Source organism: Legionella nagasakiensis (assembly GCF_900639915.1).
GTDB classification, from domain to species: domain Bacteria; phylum Pseudomonadota; class Gammaproteobacteria; order Legionellales; family Legionellaceae; genus Legionella_A; species Legionella_A nagasakiensis.
The window spans coordinates 1-17,360 of the sequence record NZ_CAAAID010000018.1; the positions used below are offsets into that span (position 1 = coordinate 1).

A 17,360-nucleotide genomic window follows, 5' to 3' on the forward strand; every position below is an offset into this window, starting at 1 on the left:
ATGAAACTCATTCAACGTCGTGCCTATGGGTTTAGAAATTTTGAAAATTATAGGTTAAGGGTTAAGGTTTTGTGTTCTTGATTAGTGCCCCCGGATTTGGGGATGAGCCCTGTATGGCGCGCTCGGAGGGACTCGAACCCCCGACACCTTGGTTCGAAGCCCGGTAATTTAAAATTAACTCATTGAATTTATTATATAATTAAATGTCGCCACCCACTACAATTGCAGTACAGTGCATAACAGCACTGTACTGATCCCCACAAAATCCCCACAGTCAAAATTTGCAAGAGTAGTCGAATAAATAGGCCGACATTATGTGCCAGTGGTACCCGAGGCTGTATTTTAAAGCCTAATCGAATTTACTATTAGGTTCTTATTGGTCAAAAAAATAATTGCTGAGCCAAATATAGAGTGACTCCATCAGTGTTCGACTATGCGTTTGGTGATACAACAAATACACTTTGGTAAAAGCTTCATCTGAATACAACGGACATCTGTGGCATAGTTGGCTCATAAACTATTAATTTTAATAATTAGGCTAAAATTAAACAAAAGGGATAAGTAATGATAGAAAAACAATTGCTTAGGGAGTGAGATGGATTCAATTACTCGTATTAGGCCGTTTTTAAAGTGGGCTGGTGGTAAGTTTCAGATAATAAGTAAGATTCGTTCGAGTCTTCCCGAGGGAAGTCGTTTAATTGAACCATTTTTAGGTTCAGGATCTGTTTTTTTAAACACCAATTACGAACAATTTCTACTTGCTGATATCAATGCGGATCTAATCAACCTATTCCAACATTTGAAGGTTGAGAAAAGTGATTTTATTTATTTTTGTAAGAAATTTTTTAATACGGACTCTAATTCGCAATCTGTGTATTTATCATTACGTTCAGAATTTAATTCAACGAAGGATAGTTACTTAAAGTCTGCATTATTTCTCTATCTCAATCGTCATTCTTTTAATGGATTAATTCGATATAACAGCTCTGGTAAATTTAATACAGCTTTTGGAGATTATAAACAACCCTATTTTCCGGAAAATGAAATGTTTACTTTTATTCAAAAAGCGGAAAAAGCAGAATTTAGATGTGCTGACTATAAGGTGATTATGAAAGAGGCTGTTAAGGGAGATGTTATTTATTGTGATCCTCCATATGCTCCATTATCTGCATCAGCTAATTTTACAAAATATCATTCAACTAGTTTTGGGCTAGAAGATCAGAGGCAGTTAGTTGAGTTAGCTAAAGAACTAGCTGCTAAGGGAGTTCCTGTGATTATATCCAATCATGATACGACTTTTATTCAGAGCTTATATCAAGGATCACGTATCGTCAGTTTTGATGTGCAGCGTAATATAAGTTGTAACGGCAGCGCAAGAACACGAGCGAGAGAGGTACTTGCTTTATTTGATTAGGGGCAATGTTATGAAACAAGGTGGCTCATATGCAAACAGTAGTGGAGGGGTTCTGGAAGGATTAGTAGAATTTGCCCTTACAAAAAAAGGATTTACTGTTGTTCGGTATAAAGATTGGAGATTAAACCCATCGAGTTATAGTGAGGAGTTATTATTAAAAAATGTTCCATATGAGGGGCTTTATAAGCATGCTAGTGCTACAGAATTTGTCTTAATGTCAAAAGCCTACAATCTAAACACTAGAATTGAATGTAAATGGCAACAAGTTTCTGGAAGTGTAGACGAAAAACTTCCATATTTATTTTTAAACTGTTCTGAAAAAATGGTTGAACCACACATTATTATTTTGCTAGACGGAGGTGGTGCAAAACCTGGAGCAATAGAATGGCTCCGTGATGCATGCGAAAAATTTAATCTAAAAGAAGCCACAACCTCTAAGCGCAAGATCGATTTAATGAGTATGACTGAGTTTGTTCAATGGGTTAATTCAGTTTTTAAATAACATCATTATTTGGGGAGCATGGTGGGAATATTATGTTGGAAGATCTAAATGCAATTAATAGTGGAATGGTAGAGTTTGGTTGTTCACTATTAGGAAAAAGTTTATATGACTTAACTTTTGCTCCAATGGGAGGTGAATGTGTTCACCCTTATGCTTATTCAAGTCTTGTGCAAGCATTAGAAATTTTAATGAAAGCAGCTATTGCGGAGAAGCACCCATTATTAATTTATGAAAAAATACCAAAATTAACGTCGAAAAATGATCAATTGAATGAGTTTTTTAAGAAAGCCCGATCCCGTAGTTTTTTAGATCTTCCAGATCTTTTAGCTTTGACAACCAATTACCAAATTGAATATAACTTGCTAGAAATAGCATGGATTAATAGGTGTAAAATAATACATATTGGGCACAGTTTTAGTTTGGATTACACTTACTCTGGATTAGAATTAACCTTTAACGTTATTGATCCTTTTATTTATAAATTTTGGAATAGAAGTTCGATTGATGAAACTACCTCATTTGATTCAGAAACTCCAATTTATTTAGTAGAGCACTGTCTTGATTACAATATCAATTTTAAAATGAGAAAGGGACAAATTGATAAAGATGAAGATATTTTTCCGAGAATTACAGAGCAGCACTATTATTAAATGGACAGTGTTGAATAATATTGTGTAAAGGTATTATTGAGAAAGCCATAGCGGTCAATATCATTCTACAGACATCAAATAAAAAGCCCCAAAGAAGGGGCTTAGTAATTAGAAAAAACATGCGTTTGACCATCTGCTTCTACCGAAAGATAATCGCTTATAAATAGATCACGCGCAAAAGCTTCATAATCAAAATAAAATAGCAAATCCTCCGGTATTGTACTGCTGTAGCAGTCGTCAAAAAGCGCACGGGCGAAATCAACTTCATTATCATAAGCTCCGTGATAATTTTCCTCTAACATCCTCTCTGCGTCTTCAATAGAGTAGTAGCTAAAAAGTTCAGCACCTAACTCCCCATGCTTCATAATGAAGGAGGCAAGCTCCGCAACATCATTGATGCTGTCATACTCACTAATTTGTGCACCACCAAATCCTTCAAAATCATGGATCGCAAATTCCTCTGCATCCTCAATGGGGCTTTTAGCCAACATTTCATGAATTTCATCATAAATGGTGTTTGCATCTTGAGTTGCATCAATCCATTCTCCATGTAGTATGCCATTGTTATAAGCTGCAAGACATGCAACATAAATTTGAGGTGTATCCATTTTAAGACTCCTTGTAAAAGGAGTGCTACTCTCTAAGTAGAAATAAGCACTCCTACTTAGGGTTAAACTAAATTGAGTCGAGGATGTTGATCCTCTAAAAGAGAATGCAATTTTTTGCTTAGCCGTTTAATTTCCTCTATATCTTGTGCTGATAACTCTTCGTGCAAGGCATGAAATTCATTAATACAACAAGCTAAATCAAAAAATACATATTCCTTTCTTGAGATAGTAGAACTCACATTTTCCATGATTTTCTCCAAAAATTGGGAAAACCACCACATCAGGGAAGTTTCTCCCAGATGATTAAAAAATGAGTCATCCATACTCGATTACGACAAGTCTGGTTGATTCGCCTAATTTTTAAAGAACAGCCGTTCGCAAAATGAACAATTGCGAATGGATAAACAGGTTTAAAACAAGAGGTTTTAATGTGGTTTCACCCTGGTGGGTGATCAGTGATCGAAACTGAGGTTCCCGACTTAACGTTCTGCCATAAGATTAGGGAATGATAGTGGCTCTTCACAAGACCTATTGAGGTTTCGCCAGGCTCTCACTGGCTCTTCAGTTGTGTTATATACCTAGTACTCTAAACTGTTACAACAAATAAATCAATCAAAACGTGTTATTTATTTAAAAATAAAACACGTTTTGATTTATTTCATCCGCAATAGATCCTTGTTATTGATATGCGAGAGTGTCCTAATTCAAGGCTAATCATTTGACGTGCTTTTCTATCCATGGCTTTTTCTATTGGATTCATGTCCTGAAATTTTTTCCCGCCTTCAAATGGGCATAGCATTCCTTTATTTTTTGAATCAAATAATTGGGTTAGCTCTCTATATCGTCTTTGGGCATAGGCATGTCTTAAGCCATGCAGTTTACTAACTCCCATGATTTTTGCTTGTTCTTCATAATGACTTAAGTGCTGTTTATAGGTTCTATTAGACGGTATTAGCGATTCCCCAGTCTTGACCTGCTGAGAAACCTTTGTTAACCATTGACGTTGCGCCTCATTTGTTATGTTTAATGTTCTGCCTATGCCTCCTTTTGTCCAACTTGGTTTAATCGTCAAGCTATCCCCATGGTGTGCTTCACTAAGCGTAAATTTCATGGATTCTTCACGCCTTAGGCCAAAAAGCATCTGACCTTCAAGGGATAATCTAATATAAGGATCGGTGCACCTGGATAGATCGATATGATGAATTGCTTTGTTGATTGAAGATACATAAGAGCGTTGACCGATGTTATAGGCACCATTTTCTGGCTTAATGAGCATGGGATTATCCAATAGACAAGCTGTTTTGCGTAGTTTGGCCATATAGTTTTTAATTGTTCCTGTATTTTTCCCTTCAGATTTCCAGTGTTCTACTAACACGTAGATATGTTTTGCTTTTAATCCTTTTATATGACCAATTTTATAGCCAAGCTCATGTAAATCTTTCACACATCGAAATAGCATGTGACGCATGTCTGATTGACTGGCATAGGAGTGGTTATATGCTTTTTTAACCAATTCATTGATTGAAAATTTTGCCGAACGCAATTTTGTATTACTCATGCAGATAACTCCAAAGCGTGCGTCTGGATTGCAGCCCCATTTCACGCATGATTGTTTGTTTCGCTAGGTAAGGGGACAAGATTTGACACAGTTCTGGATACATACTCTTGGCATAAAAACAGCGGTAGCTCCTTGATGATGACAAGCCTATTTTTTTTATTGCATGGCTGTACGCACCGCGTACAGAATGATATCCAAAAGTTAAAATCAAACTTTCTTCTTTGCATAGTGTTTGAAGTGTTTTATTGGCTTGAGCTTGCTTATCATTTCTAACAGGAATCCTCCTGTCGTGGCTATTTGTGGCAATATCTCTTGTAATCCAAAGTGAATTTTCCTGAATATGGATAGCAGGATTTAGACGCATTGCTTCACTCAGCGTTAATCCAAAATAAATCTGAAATTCAATCACTATTTTTGCAATGGGATTTTTTAGTATTTCCAAATGATTATTTGGAAATAGGATTGTCTTGGAGCGAAGTTGAGCGCATTTAATTCCCAAATTCTGGTTGCTAATATTATCAATTGTATGGTCGATACTTTGAAAAAATCTACGAATGAGGGTCATGTATTTCATGATGGTTTTGGGTTTGATCTCTTCTTTTTGCCAATGAGCAACAAGTCGCACCATATGATCATGAGTAACTGCATGCCATTTGGAGGGAACATGGCCAATATGATATAAATCACGAATCATTTTGTGTAATACAAAATGACGGTGTTTTTTCGCGCGGAATGACCCCGTGTGATTGTGTTTACAATACTGATCTACTTGTTGTCTGAGCTGACTTTTTCTCATCTGTAACCCTCTAAAACTATTTGCCCTGGTATTTTGTTTAGTGTTGGTAGAGCGGCTTGCAAGATTGCAGTACCAGGCGTAGTGCCTCAAGACTCAGTTCAGGGGCAAATCAGTTTAAACTACAAACTTCTATTGACCTGATTACATAGGTACTACTTTTTTATGATGGTGATCTCCTTAGGTTTAATGGTTTTAAATACAACAAAGTCTCTACGAACTATTGTAGCGCACGGGGCAATACAGAGATGGTATTGTGAGGTTCAATTCTTAAAGAATTGTATTGCTTTTTATTACAATAGATTCTGCGAAGTGCAGATGGTGTTTTGTTCTCGACTTATCGTTCTGCCACAAGATTAGAGAATGAGAGTGGCTATTGCATAAGACCTGTTAAGGTTTCGCCGGAATCGCACCGGTCTCGTCAGTTATGCTTAATGTCACATTAGCAAAACGATTCGTGTTGGACAAGGGCTTTTAAATGATTATTTTGAGCAATCGCGTTGCACGCGCTTGCTCAATGATAAGTAGTAGATTGAATTTATTGAAAAATTTCGCAGCCATTCGGCTGCGTCACTGCGGATAAATCCTCAGTGACGCAGCCGCAAATTTATTTGTCAGATATTAATCTAAACTATAAAGACAATATTTAGTTGGATAAATTATGGCTAAACAAAGGAAGCGGTCAGTTTTTTCAATTAAAAATGAGTTAATAAAAAAATCACAAGAGGCGGCTTTGGCCGCAATTCAGCTTTACAATAATCCTCTTATAACATTTAAATCAGAATCATTTATTGTTCTGATGAATATTGCTTGGACATATCTTTTACATGCTTATTTCAGAAAAAATAATGTTGAATATCGATATTATAACAGTCCAAAATCCAGAAAGTTATTTATCAAAACTAAACATGGTGCCTATAAATATTGGGAATTAGAAAAGTGTTTAAACCATGAGAGTTGTCCTTTAGAGAAAGCCATCAAAGATAATTTGTTATTCTTGATTGGAATTAGGCATGAAATTGAGCATCAAATGACAAGTAAAATTGATTCGTTTTTTAGCGCAAAATTCCAAGCGTGTTGCATAAATTATAATTCTACATTGAAGAATTTATTTGGGAATGACTATGGGCTTGAGAAAATTACTCCGATTGCATTACAACTGTTTTCTTTTGGTGAAAGTCAAGTTGATGAACTAATAGAAAAAAAAGAATTGCCTAAAAATCTACTGGATTTTATTTCAGATTATGAAACAGATTGTGATTCTTTAACCGATTCAAGATATAGTTATCGAGTCTTTTATATGCGGATAAATACCAATCATGAAAATCAAGCTGATAGAGCTTACCGATTTATTGATGAAAAATCAGCCAGTGGAATGGCGATTGATAATATTCTCTTTAAATACAAACAATATAAAAAACTAACTCAAAATGAGGTAATAGATATTATTAAAAAACAGGGGAAGAATTTTGACAAAACAGCTCATCAAAATTTATGGAAAAGATTGTGGAAAGATGCTAGTACACGGAATATACAGGCAAAGCAATATGGCGAATTAGTCGTTAATAATCAGTGGTTGTGGTATCAAGAAACTTGGATTCCTAAAATTTTAGAACTGCTATCAGAATAGTTTCTTTTTAATTAATTCCGAAATAGTACAGTTTCGATGCACTCAAATGTTAATGTTGTGCTAGTAAATGCATTATATTATTCTAGCGGAGCAGGATTATTTACAATCTTGTTTGGAGTGTTGTTTTATTTATTAAGGATGTAATAGTGAAAAAATTGATTTTTATCTTATTGTGTTTTCCTACGATGATTTTTGCAAATCCAGCTCAAGAAAGTAAGAATATAGAAACATTTAAACAGTTGTGTAAAAATGGCAAAGATGTTTCTATGCGAGAGCATTATTGCAAACTTCTTGAACAACAAAAAAAAGCAGAAGCAATATTTAAAGATTTTGAGAAAAACAAATCATCAACTTAGTTGAGGGATTTTGAATAATTTTTATGGCATTGTCAGATATAGTGGCTTCACTTTAACTCAATGCCATTTCTAAGAGAATTCAATTCACTCAGCCAAAATAATTTTGCTTAGTGATTGGTTAGTGAGCTTTTGTTTTTGTTTCATATGGATAAAATATGCCTGATCAGTCTCAAAGCATCCTGCAAGTCGGAGTAATTTCAAAGTTGCTATCAGTTGGTCATAAACCTCGATCAATTCAGCTAATTTAATACTTAGAGGGTTACATACAATAATCTTTGGATGAAACTGCACAACAAAATTGATTTGTTTGTCCTTAAACTCTTTTTTCTTAGCTAGCAATTCTTCAAATCGCCTAATTTCAGATGAAAATGCATTTGTTAGAGAATTGAGTTGTTGTTCCATCTCGCTCAGCATCTTAAGAGCCATGGGATTTGGCTTACGATTTTGCCCAATGACAATATTCATCTTATGCAAAATAACATCAATAAATAACCTATCCCCACTAATTTTCCTCTCAAATAATTTATACACTTCACGGGTACGAAGGTTTAAAGTAATTTCTGCTTTCATATTAATCTCCAAGGTTATCATCCAATTGGTTAATTGCACGAATAGCGCTTTTGATATCCTTGGGGGCTAATCCATCGTTCACAGGTAAGGGTATTCTTACTTTGTACAGCTCTCCGCCATTCACTAAAACAAAGGCTTGCCCTTTGGGCAATGAGATAATGTCATTGACATCAATCATAGGTACTGCGGTGGTTTGTACTCGATCTTCATTGGTGGTGTTAAAATAAACGCCATCCTCGCCATGGGGTGTGTCGTTGACCATGGACACTTGAGTGTGCTCGACCACGCCAATTTTTGGTAACACTTTAACTAATAAATTGGCTGTTTCTTCATTTTTAACACGTAACATGATGAGCGTATTTAGATTTCCTTCAGTCACTTCTGCTTTGGCTTTAGAGCCTAATGCCACCTCCATATCTTGTTTGGTCTGAGCATAAGCGGTGACTTGAAAACCAGCTCCACCGGCTTTATTTAAAATTTTGACAAATGAGTCTTGGATGATTTCAGAAAGTTCATCGCAATGGAGATTGAGACGGTAATTCGCGTTACTTTCCTTATATATTTTTCCAGCAGTGGATACTAAATCTGACAAAAAGGCTTTACCGACTGCCTGGGCAATATTGGGGTTTGTTAAGCTATCCAGCCCGATATAGATGACTTGTTTGTTTTTTATTGCACTCATCAATTCGATTTCACAATTGCTTTTATGAAATGAAAAGATCCTTGAGGCATTACTCTTATTAATCTCTGATAATACAGGACCAACACTGGCTGTGATTTTATCGTAATAATTTTTATCCATGATGGCCGCATCAAACAGATCAATGAGTACTTGATCATGAAGGCTTTCAACGTTGCCTGAAGTGATGGTTTTACTGATATGCTCTTGTAAATATTTCACCACCGCCTTTGAGCGGCTCATAGGCGGCGGAGTATTGCCGTATTTATCTACACGGCAATCATTATTAGCGATGATTTCTTCTATTTTTTCATGATAATTTGGATCATGTGCGGGGAGTATGGCATCGGAGTAGGCCATTAGTAGTTGATCCAATCGATTGATGTAAAATCCTATAGAAGTATAAGAAATAAGTTGTTTCATTTCTTCAAGGCAGATCGCTACAATGTTCACGTATTTCCAGGCAAAGGCTGCAAACTGTTTTCCTTCGCCCTCAGCTTGAATCGCATCGGTAACACGTGTAGCAACCTCACTGACTTGATCATAGTTTTTGAGCGGATTGTAGTGAGCAGACAATTCAGGAAAACCTAAATGCACCACTCTAAAATCATGTAATCTGCCACTAGCCTTGCAGGCTGAGTACATATCACGAACTAAATCTAAATCTCCTTTGGGGTCAACGACAATCACTGCATCGCCATTTCTAATATCCTGATTGATTAGGATGCTTGCCAGGCGTGTTTTACCAACTCTAGTTGTACCTACTACAAAAGTATGACCAACTCGAACTTCCTGCGGGATATAGACAGAACTATCTTTTTCACCTAACCCATGTAGGTATGAGCTGCCACCTACAGGTGGATCAGGTTTGAATGGATTGAATTTTGATGGAGTATTAAATAGTTGGGTCAATAATGAACTTTCGTGGTTTTTGCAATAATCACGTATTTTGCGATAGCACGTATTTCGTTGCATAAATAATTCATTTCTAATTTGTTTAATTTGATGTAATCGCTGCGTATGATGAGGCAACCAACGAAACCCTTTCCCAAGAAACAACCATTTCTTTGATAATGGCACTTCCGTGGTGGACAAAGCATAATAAGGCATAGCAATAAGTCTGCGGTGATAACGCTTGATGCGGAAAGCCTGGTATCCTCTAACTAGACCCAATGTCATAAGGCTAAGTGCTGCATAGACTCCCATGTCTTGAGTGAGTAAAAACAGGTGTGGTTTGGCGACAGTTAGCCATGCCAGTGAAGTGCAGGTCAGAAAGGTATAGAATTCAGTGGGTTCACGCAAAAGGTTTTCAACGGGATATTGGCTCATGATTTATCTCCACCAAACCAGTAATTCAAAAAAGATTAGCGCCGCAAGCAGGTAGTATTTTGCTTGCAAAGCCAATTTAATTTGAACCTCATCAAGTTCATGTGGGCGTCGGTTGACCATGCTTGTAATCAGTTTTGGCCAAGCCCAATACAGAGCCAGATAAAACAGCATATGACAGAGTAAAAAACCTATTTGATGGGTTTTGAAAAAGTCATTCATGCTGCTAAATTCAGTACTGAATCGGATCAATTGAGGTGCTAATAACAAAAGCAATACCACTGGCAGAATGAATTTGCTTATGCCTATAATGGATTTATAGAATCGTTTATTTAACATGGAAAAACTCCTTATGATTAGGAAGAACAACCCAACACAGTCGGTGGTTTTGAAGGGATTGAAAATATTTGGCAAGATAAGTCTTCTTGCTTTGCAAGCGATTGTTGCCTTTGCTTCCGATGAAAAAGATAAACCATACTATGTTGCGGGGAAGGCAACTGAACTTTATGAAGATGGTGCAATCAGTGGCTCTGAATACGCCAGACATATTCATGGAGACTAGCTTCATTTTACTTTCCCCATGCTGGCTATTTTTGCCCCTTGCTTGATGGTATCCACACCTGAGTTGGCAACTTTGTTACTGTGCTGCGCTGCGTCATTAACCAATGCACCAAGGGCTGCCCCTGCTTCCCCACCAAAATGACTAGACAGTTTTAATAGCAACATGGGTGCAATAAAGTAGAATAAAACCGCCATATTGCGCATGGCTGCAATGGCATCGTTTTGTCCTAAAGGATCAAGCACACTGCGTTCGACAAAGCCCACCAGATGCCATAGGTATTGCAGGAATATTGCCATTATAAACAGACCGCAAATACTGCCTAACGCCTTAGGGTTATAACCACTTAGAGCCAAAATCACAGGAGTCAAGATAATCAGGAAGAAATACAAAAAGGCCTGCATGACAGGTAGCGTTTGCATAATGGCTTCACGCTTTAATGGAGTTGATGTCCATGATTTTGTTAATTGCCCAATATTTACTAACCCATGAGAAATGGCACCACCAAAAGCCCCATTAGTGTTTCCCATTAGGTTTTTCATACTGTTAGCCTGCATGTCGCGACTGTCATTAAGCAACATCTTGGCAATGTAGTCTTCTGAGCTTAACTGCGAACCCCAGGCTTTGGGATGGTCATTTTTGAATGTGCGTACCCTGTCTAAAACCGCGTAGTAATTCAGGTGGCTGTCAAAGACACTGGCGTTATTGGCTACTTGCACCAAATCTGTTTTGAGCTTTTTCCACCATTGATTGCAGGTGGGATAGCCTTGCTCTGGCAGATGTTTGGCATCAATATCACCACGTTCTGCTGCTTTTTCGAGATTTTTGTTGGGGGCTTCGTTAAAGGTAAAGCCAGCTACGGGTTGTCTTGCGTAAATTTTATCATAGTATAGTGTTTGATAGACTTTGGAACCCACCCATTTCAAATCTTCCTCACCACCGTATTTTTTTAAAATGTCATTGACCTTAGTTTTATCGTGCGGTTCATTGTGATATTGGCTTCTGGCCTCAAGGAAGCATTGTCTGTGAAAATTCAATGCTTGTTCACGTACATCGGCAGGTAAATAGGTGGAAATTAAATCGCCTTCAATCGCCTGTAAGCTGTCGGTGCAACCGGTAACTTTCATTAAGCCGTAGGTAATTCCTGACATGTAATTTTGCAAAAGTGCAAAACCAATAGGCATTTTGACATTGGGGGTCAGTACGTCTGCAAATGCTTCATCATAAGTAGTACCTGTATCTTTTAACGTAGAGGTTTTTGCATCTGTTCCTTTTTTTATACCGCACATAGGCTTAAAACTCATGGCTTTTTCTTCCAATGGCACACAGGGGTAGATAAAGATGCCGCAAATCAAAAAAGTAATTGCCAATTCATAAAGAAAATGATTCAAGGCATATTCTGCCGCGTGATGTGTAGCACCAGAAGGTGCCAGCACATTTTTTAAGAATCGATACCCTACCATAAGAAAACCAAGGTATAACAAACCGGTTTGCCACAGGGCATTAAAAATAACCTCATATTGCTGCCAGCCTAAATAGGTGGTGTACAAGGATAAAGGGCTAAATACAACCATCTTATGCTCCTTTGGAATCAGGTTTCGCATAGACTGCGCCATTTTTAACTTGCGATTGTTCATGATCATCACCAGGCAAGCCCTTGGCTATATCGCTACCTCGCATATCCATCAAAAGACCTAAGGTTTCAGTCATCATTTTTTTACGGACTTCGCTTTCAAAAGCTAAAGAATGAATGTCATCATCGAGTTTCTTTAAGGCAAATTTCACCATATCAAGCGCGGGCTTTAAGTTTTGTACTTCTTGTACTTGAAGACCAGCTTGTAAGATACGGCGCATCATCAAGGCCTTATCGAGCATGTTTTGTACAGCAATTTCCTCAGCCAATTTGGAAACAGTTAAAATTTGCTCTTCCCGCGGCATACGTTGTATGGTGATGATAATTTCATCTGTAATCATCAAGTTGGATGCACTAACCATTTTGAGTTTTTCTTCAGTCAACGGCCATTGCTTGTCTACTAGATTCCACAGTGCTTTAGACACATTTGAAGTACAGGTGTTGGAGCTGTCACAACTTTGCAATAACGCGGATAATCCAATGCCAGCTTTGGCATCGTGTTTGGTTTTATCTGCATCTGTAGCGGTGCTTACATGAATATCACCTAATACTTTAACTGCCCATTTACTGGCATCAGCAGGTGTTGGCCAAGTATGCGTCATGGGTGTTTTGGTATCGGGCTTCTTTTCATTATTAAGTGGTTTGCGATTCAGTAAAATATTGTAACCCGCAATGACTACATCGTTAATGACTTTGATAGGCCGTTGGTATGTTCCACCAGCATTTCCGCTTTCCCGACCTATCCAGGGTAGTCCATATTCGTCACGTTTTTTAGCAATACTTTTAGCTGTTGAAGTCACATCTACATTTTCAGTTTTCGCTCGTTTTGCTGCTTCAAGCCAACCTTGACTATCAGACACAGAAAGCATGCTTTCCATAGGCGATTGGCCTTCTTCCAAGGTCTTCTTCACATCCTGGCAGTCTTTGACTTTGACACTAAATTCATTCTGTGCGTAACTGGCCGTATTTTGCAGTACGTTATAAAGCGCAGGCATGGATTGTTGTAGCTTATACAGCGGAAATCCTGCAACAGATCCTTTGAGGTTATCAATAATACCGCCAGGAATATTCATGGCAGAAGACTTCATATCCTGAAATGTATTAGTAATGGAGACTACAGGATTAAACCCGTTACAGGTAAAACCAAGCCGTCCATCGACATTACCGCCAATAGTAATGGTTTGGTCATTATTGACAGGAGGTACATATAGATTGGATGATCCACCCAACTTGTAATAATAATCCGATTCATTAGGCATAAAAGAACTGGCTAAGAGTACTTTAGGTAATATGAGTGCAAGTAAAGAAAGAGACAGTTTGTGCATGATTAACTCCTATCGTTTTTGAGGATGCCCCACTTTGGGGAATGAAAGTGCGCGAACCAATTTCCCTTCATTGGCAATACAGCCTCGATATTTTCGCCAAACTACAAAGACATAATTTCCATTTCCTGCTTTGTCATCTTCTACACCCATATCGCTGGTATCATTAAAGTTGATGTTGCGGTTTTTGGGGTATACTTCCTGCCAGATGATGTTTTTGTTGTGGCCATCGAATATGACATTGGCTACTATGCAATTAGCACCACAAGAATTACTGGTGCTCTGGGTCACATGAAGACTGTTTTTATTGGTCACGATGTCTGCTGCATGAAGGGCTGCAACAACGGATGCTCTAAAGCGTGAGGGCTGCGTGACTCGCATAATCCTTGGGATTTCATGTCCCCACGACTGTGTTGTGGAGCCTATATCATGGTTGAATAACAGGTGAGGATGAGTTGCCATATAAGCAATTTCAGCGATCTCTGTGCGGTCTGATACGGCATCAGCCTCACTGATGTAGTAGGGAGAACCAAAACGTGTTTCAGGTTTATGTGACAAATAAGGGAAACGATAAAGACCTGCTGGACTGCCAATTACATCTACAACCCGTGTGCGTTCTTCATTGATGTGCATGGCTGAGGTTTGTCCTGCATCATCGCCAAACCCTAGCGCTGAACCAGTCGCCAGTCGATAGGTTTTTTGATACAAGGCTTGGCTTGCCGGATTTTCATAAAGGGCACGCGCTTCAATCCATGGATTGGTTTCGGGGCGATTGGCCACTGTGATAATTAGATCAGGTAAAAACTGCTCGATTGCTGGAACAGCTACCAGCTTAGGCGGAAATTTTCCTACTGCCCAGGTACAGGAACCAATCACCTTATAGTGGCTGTTGGTAAAGATCTTGCCCAATACCTTGGTGGCAATACCAAAACTGCTAATAGGACTAGGTGGCTCTATGCTTTCTCTTGCATGGATGGGTAAGCTAATCATCATAGAAATAAGCATCATGATTTTTGCTTTGTTTTTTATTCTCGAGTTGTTCTGCAAGTAATTCAGCGGCTTTAAGGACATCATGTTGTTTCTCCAGAGTATGGCGCTGTGCTTTTTCTGATTTTTCAGTCATTAAAAGAGCAAGCAAGTAGCGAGGTGGAATGACACGAAATAATCCTTGATAACGTGAGCCTAATAAAACCGCTTCTGCATATAAGCCTTTTTGAGAATCAATATCTCTAATTAAGGCTTCTTGTTGTGGAGTTAATGATTTAAAGCGTTTGACATCGCTAATTTCCTTTTCATCAAGGCCTAATAAAATCCAGGTTTCAATTAGCGATAAAATCTTGGTGGCTTTTTCCGAATTCATATCGGTGACGTTTTGGGTAATAGCAACCAGCCAAAGACCTAACTTCCTGGCTACTTTGGCAACCAGTAAACACACGGCCACTACCGAAGGAATTTGAAATTGCAAATGAGATTCATCAATAAAAAGAAAGCTTGGTCTGTTGTCGTTTTGAGTGGCTTCTGCCATAGCCAATATTCTTGGTAATAAAGACACCATCACTAAAGCGAGCTTTCCGGTATCATCTTTAATCGCGGAGATATCAACATGGAAGATATCAAAATCTCCTAAAGGTTCAGTTGGCACATTAAAAAAGCGTGATTTGGCGCTGTTAATGACATAACTGTTTAATCGGTCGTGCATATCCAAAATGCGGTCTTTTTTGCGGGGAACTGTTTCTTTATCCAGTCGCCGTTTAAAGCCACTTACAATATGCTCAGTTAGCATTTGCGGGATATCATGATTAAAAGACGTTAAGATGGCATCACTTAAGACTTCGATTAACAGTGTTTCATCGGCCAGAGTAAATTGCTCTTCTTCCAGTGCATTGGCTTCAGTAATCATGGTACGCAACGCTAAGGCCAGCTCTGCTAGATACGAGCGAGAGCCATCATTACAGGCCAACTCTTCTGAGCTGGCAGGCTGTTCGAGATTTTCTTTGATTGTTCTAATTTTTTGCGCAATTAAGATTGCTTGTTCTGCACTCAGATTGTCCGTGATTTCAGGAATGGCTTTATAAGCTTCACAAAATGGATTTAATGGAACGGCTTCATCTTTTTTATTACTCAGTAATAACTGCTTGGTTTTTTTGCCGTGTGTTTTGGCATGTAGAAGTATACGATCAAAAGAATTTCCCATTTCAAATAGAATGATGCGGGCATTTTTAGTGGCCATCAGCGAATTAATCATCCAGCCTGTAGCCACTGATTTGCCGCCACCGGAATTAGCAAACAAGGCCATGTGGGAGTTTTGGCTGATAAAATCATGATGCAACACATCGAAGAGTATTGGTTCTCCCAAACGGTTAAAAAAGGTGAAACAGGGAAGGTGTCTTGCCCCTTGATTACGTCCATATACAGGCAGTAAAGAGGCTAATTCGGATGCATACATCAATCGGTCAAAGCGCAAGTATTGGCGAGCATATTGTGGATTGAAATTAAAAGGTAAGGCATTGAGATAACTGTTAATGGGATGAATGTCAAAACCAGAAGAAATCAAAGGCATTTTGGCTTCAATGAATAATTCTTTTAGTTCTTTTTCAATAAGTACTGCTTGGTCTTTTGTGCTGGCACGATAAAAAATGGATTGATTAACCCAAAACAGACGGTTTCCTATAGACAATTCATCTCGTGCGGTTTTTATGTCTTCTCTGACTTGTGAAGGTTTAAGGCTTGTCCCTACTACACCCTTTTCAAGACGCATCAAATGCGCGTCTAAGGCTTCATCATTTTCAAAGATAACCTGAATGGTGTAGGTAGCGCCTTCAGGCAACTTATCTAAAAGTGCATACCGATGTTTGGGATTGGCTTGTGGTTTTTCACGAGATAAAAGACCAATTTCAGGCGCTTCTTTCAGCCCATCAATATAAAGAATACGATGGACCATCTCATCAAATATAAAACCTTGCTCGTCACTTTGTGGTTCATGAAACAAAACATTCTGGCTTAGGGTATAACCTGCGGGTTTTTTGTCTTTAGGATAAGGAAAGCGAGCTAATAGATCTTCGGGGTTGGCTGCAAACCAACGCACTAACCACTGATAATAATCTTTACCGGTTAGTTGTTTTAGTTGAAGACCAGGTGATAGTAATTTGCTTTCAATTTGAGCCATGACTTCCTGATGCTCGGCAAGTGCCAGCTCTCTGGTGGTTTGCGTTTTTTGATAGAGGCGATAAAATAAAACCCTGATTCGTCTTCGTCTGCCGCGATAAGGTGCATCGGTTTTGGGATCAACAAACAATCCTTCGGGTCTTGTCATCTTACAAAACAGATCATCCAACCTTGCCAAATAGTCATGAGTAAAGGCTGTTTCAGCAATGTCTGGTGCAATGCTTTTTTGAATATGAGTGAGAACAGGTTTCAAAGTGTATTCGTCATTGACATACATTTGCATCACCCAGGGATCTTCTTTGTGCAAAGGGACTACCGTGGCAAAAGTATCTCGAATTTTGCTAAACACTGCGTGTAAATGTTCAGTAGAGGCGGCCTCCGCTGGAATGGACGCTAATTCAAAACCTGAACCAATGCTGACTCCATCATTGAGTAAAAAGAAATTGAGCTCATCATTGAAATCCACCATAGACAATTGATTGGCAAAGGAAGGATTGTGATTCTCAAATCTTTTTTTTATGTTTTGTTGCGTTAATGCTGGTTTATTGGGTTGTCCTAACAGCCAGTCACTTATTTGGCTGAATAATTTCATTAT

The 17,360-nt window shown here is 38.4% G+C and carries 18 protein-coding genes; 7 read left to right on the forward strand and 11 right to left on the reverse strand.

Annotated features, from left to right (window positions below):
- From E1O52_RS12005 to E1O52_RS12020, 4 genes are all read left to right on the forward strand, one after another.
- A partial coding sequence (locus E1O52_RS12005) for a transposase (RefSeq protein ID WP_072356411.1) occupies nt 1-81 on the forward strand: 81 nt, incomplete at its 5' end.
- 514 nt (nt 82-595) lie between these two features.
- Complete coding sequence (locus E1O52_RS12010; RefSeq protein WP_014326980.1) at nt 596-1,414, forward strand: Dam family site-specific DNA-(adenine-N6)-methyltransferase; 819 nt, start codon at nt 596-598, stop codon at nt 1,412-1,414.
- 10 nt (nt 1,415-1,424) lie between these two features.
- Nucleotides 1,425-1,916 carry a PD-(D/E)XK nuclease superfamily protein gene (locus tag E1O52_RS12015; protein WP_016356972.1) on the forward strand — a complete coding sequence of 164 codons (492 nt, stop codon included), beginning with the start codon at nt 1,425-1,427 and terminating at the stop codon, nt 1,914-1,916.
- Between the two features lie 32 nt (nt 1,917-1,948).
- The gene (locus E1O52_RS12020; protein ID WP_014326978.1) at nt 1,949-2,566 is read left to right on the forward strand and encodes a hypothetical protein; all 618 of its coding nucleotides are present in this window, start codon (nt 1,949-1,951) and stop codon (nt 2,564-2,566) included.
- Between the two features lie 101 nt (nt 2,567-2,667).
- On the opposite strand, the gene E1O52_RS12025 is transcribed toward E1O52_RS12020, so the two are convergent.
- The 4 genes from E1O52_RS12025 to E1O52_RS12040 form a co-directional block, all read right to left on the reverse strand.
- Complete coding sequence (locus E1O52_RS12025) at nt 2,668-3,174, reverse strand: antirestriction protein ArdA (RefSeq protein WP_016356971.1); 507 nt, start codon at nt 3,172-3,174, stop codon at nt 2,668-2,670.
- 62 nt (nt 3,175-3,236) lie between these two features.
- Nucleotides 3,237-3,422 (reverse strand): hypothetical protein, encoded by a 186-nt coding sequence (locus E1O52_RS12030; RefSeq protein ID WP_225969164.1) that lies wholly within the window; start codon nt 3,420-3,422, stop codon nt 3,237-3,239.
- A gap of 410 nt (nt 3,423-3,832) precedes the next feature.
- Complete coding sequence (locus tag E1O52_RS12035) at nt 3,833-4,732, reverse strand: phage integrase N-terminal domain-containing protein (RefSeq protein ID WP_016356970.1); 900 nt, start codon at nt 4,730-4,732, stop codon at nt 3,833-3,835.
- Entirely contained in the window at nt 4,725-5,528 is an 804-nt protein-coding gene (locus E1O52_RS12040) for a phage integrase N-terminal domain-containing protein (RefSeq protein WP_016356969.1), read from the reverse strand. The genes E1O52_RS12035 and E1O52_RS12040 overlap by 8 nt, the downstream gene beginning before the upstream one ends.
- Nucleotides 5,529-6,186: 658 nt before the next feature.
- Here E1O52_RS12040 and E1O52_RS12045 point away from each other — a divergent pair.
- Both E1O52_RS12045 and E1O52_RS12050 read left to right on the forward strand, forming a co-directional pair.
- On the forward strand, nt 6,187-7,155 hold the full coding sequence (locus E1O52_RS12045) for a DUF3644 domain-containing protein (protein ID WP_014326973.1): 969 nt from the start codon (nt 6,187-6,189) through the stop codon (nt 7,153-7,155).
- Nucleotides 7,156-7,301: 146 nt separating this feature from the next.
- Complete coding sequence (locus tag E1O52_RS12050; protein ID WP_025519966.1) at nt 7,302-7,511, forward strand: hypothetical protein; 210 nt, start codon at nt 7,302-7,304, stop codon at nt 7,509-7,511.
- A gap of 84 nt (nt 7,512-7,595) precedes the next feature.
- Here the strand turns inward: E1O52_RS12050 and E1O52_RS12055 are convergent, their stop codons facing one another.
- Genes E1O52_RS12055 through E1O52_RS12065 form a run of 3 tightly spaced genes read right to left on the reverse strand, consistent with a single transcriptional unit; the run spans nt 7,596 to nt 10,425 of the window.
- Entirely contained in the window at nt 7,596-8,081 is a 486-nt protein-coding gene (locus tag E1O52_RS12055) for an AcaB family transcriptional regulator (protein ID WP_016356968.1), read from the reverse strand.
- Nucleotide 8,082: 1 nt separating this feature from the next.
- Nucleotides 8,083-10,089, reverse strand: coding sequence for a type IV conjugative transfer system coupling protein TraD (gene traD, locus E1O52_RS12060; RefSeq protein ID WP_014326970.1), 2,007 nt, complete (start codon nt 10,087-10,089; stop codon nt 8,083-8,085).
- Between the two features lie 3 nt (nt 10,090-10,092).
- Entirely contained in the window at nt 10,093-10,425 is a 333-nt protein-coding gene (locus E1O52_RS12065; RefSeq protein ID WP_027220157.1) for a hypothetical protein, read from the reverse strand.
- 13 nt (nt 10,426-10,438) lie between these two features.
- Between E1O52_RS12065 and E1O52_RS12070 the strand changes: the two genes are divergently transcribed.
- Entirely contained in the window at nt 10,439-10,648 is a 210-nt protein-coding gene (locus E1O52_RS12070) for a hypothetical protein (protein ID WP_027220156.1), read from the forward strand.
- A 2-nt stretch (nt 10,649-10,650) separates the two neighbouring features.
- Here E1O52_RS12070 and E1O52_RS12075 read toward each other — a convergent pair whose 3' ends face one another.
- From E1O52_RS12075 to E1O52_RS12090, 4 genes are read right to left on the reverse strand one after another with little or no spacing between them, the layout of a single operon-like run.
- Nucleotides 10,651-12,219: a conjugal transfer protein TraG N-terminal domain-containing protein gene (locus E1O52_RS12075; RefSeq protein WP_016356967.1), complete on the reverse strand. Its 1,569-nt coding sequence runs from the start codon at nt 12,217-12,219 to the stop codon at nt 10,651-10,653.
- A gap of 1 nt (nt 12,220) precedes the next feature.
- Nucleotides 12,221-13,603: an integrating conjugative element protein gene (locus E1O52_RS12080; RefSeq protein ID WP_016356966.1), complete on the reverse strand. Its 1,383-nt coding sequence runs from the start codon at nt 13,601-13,603 to the stop codon at nt 12,221-12,223.
- Nucleotides 13,604-13,612: 9 nt separating this feature from the next.
- The gene (locus E1O52_RS12085) at nt 13,613-14,608 is read right to left on the reverse strand and encodes a TIGR03756 family integrating conjugative element protein (RefSeq protein ID WP_016356965.1); all 996 of its coding nucleotides are present in this window, start codon (nt 14,606-14,608) and stop codon (nt 13,613-13,615) included.
- Entirely contained in the window at nt 14,583-17,357 is a 2,775-nt protein-coding gene (locus E1O52_RS12090) for a conjugative transfer ATPase (protein ID WP_016356964.1), read from the reverse strand. The genes E1O52_RS12085 and E1O52_RS12090 overlap by 26 nt, the downstream gene beginning before the upstream one ends.
- Nucleotides 17,358-17,360 lie beyond the last annotated feature (3 nt).

Coding starts and splice junctions, on each gene's coding strand:
- E1O52_RS12010 (WP_014326980.1), top strand. CDS start 596: ATGGATTCAATTACTCGTATTAGGCCGTTTTTAAAGTGGGCTGGTGGT.
- E1O52_RS12055 (WP_016356968.1), bottom strand. CDS start 8,081: ATGAAAGCAGAAATTACTTTAAACCTTCGTACCCGTGAAGTGTATAAA.
- traD (WP_014326970.1), bottom strand. CDS start 10,089: ATGAGCCAATATCCCGTTGAAAACCTTTTGCGTGAACCCACTGAATTC.
- E1O52_RS12025 (WP_016356971.1), bottom strand. CDS start 3,174: ATGGATACACCTCAAATTTATGTTGCATGTCTTGCAGCTTATAACAAT.
- E1O52_RS12035 (WP_016356970.1), bottom strand. CDS start 4,732: ATGAGTAATACAAAATTGCGTTCGGCAAAATTTTCAATCAATGAATTG.
- E1O52_RS12065 (WP_027220157.1), bottom strand. CDS start 10,425: ATGTTAAATAAACGATTCTATAAATCCATTATAGGCATAAGCAAATTC.
- E1O52_RS12080 (WP_016356966.1), bottom strand. CDS start 13,603: ATGCACAAACTGTCTCTTTCTTTACTTGCACTCATATTACCTAAAGTA.
- E1O52_RS12085 (WP_016356965.1), bottom strand. CDS start 14,608: ATGATGCTTATTTCTATGATGATTAGCTTACCCATCCATGCAAGAGAA.
- E1O52_RS12040 (WP_016356969.1), bottom strand. CDS start 5,528: ATGAGAAAAAGTCAGCTCAGACAACAAGTAGATCAGTATTGTAAACAC.
- E1O52_RS12070 (WP_027220156.1), top strand. CDS start 10,439: ATGATTAGGAAGAACAACCCAACACAGTCGGTGGTTTTGAAGGGATTG.
- E1O52_RS12090 (WP_016356964.1), bottom strand. CDS start 17,357: ATGAAATTATTCAGCCAAATAAGTGACTGGCTGTTAGGACAACCCAAT.
- E1O52_RS12020 (WP_014326978.1), top strand. CDS start 1,949: ATGTTGGAAGATCTAAATGCAATTAATAGTGGAATGGTAGAGTTTGGT.
- E1O52_RS12075 (WP_016356967.1), bottom strand. CDS start 12,219: ATGGTTGTATTTAGCCCTTTATCCTTGTACACCACCTATTTAGGCTGG.
- E1O52_RS12045 (WP_014326973.1), top strand. CDS start 6,187: ATGGCTAAACAAAGGAAGCGGTCAGTTTTTTCAATTAAAAATGAGTTA.
- E1O52_RS12015 (WP_016356972.1), top strand. CDS start 1,425: ATGAAACAAGGTGGCTCATATGCAAACAGTAGTGGAGGGGTTCTGGAA.
- E1O52_RS12030 (WP_225969164.1), bottom strand. CDS start 3,422: ATGGAAAATGTGAGTTCTACTATCTCAAGAAAGGAATATGTATTTTTT.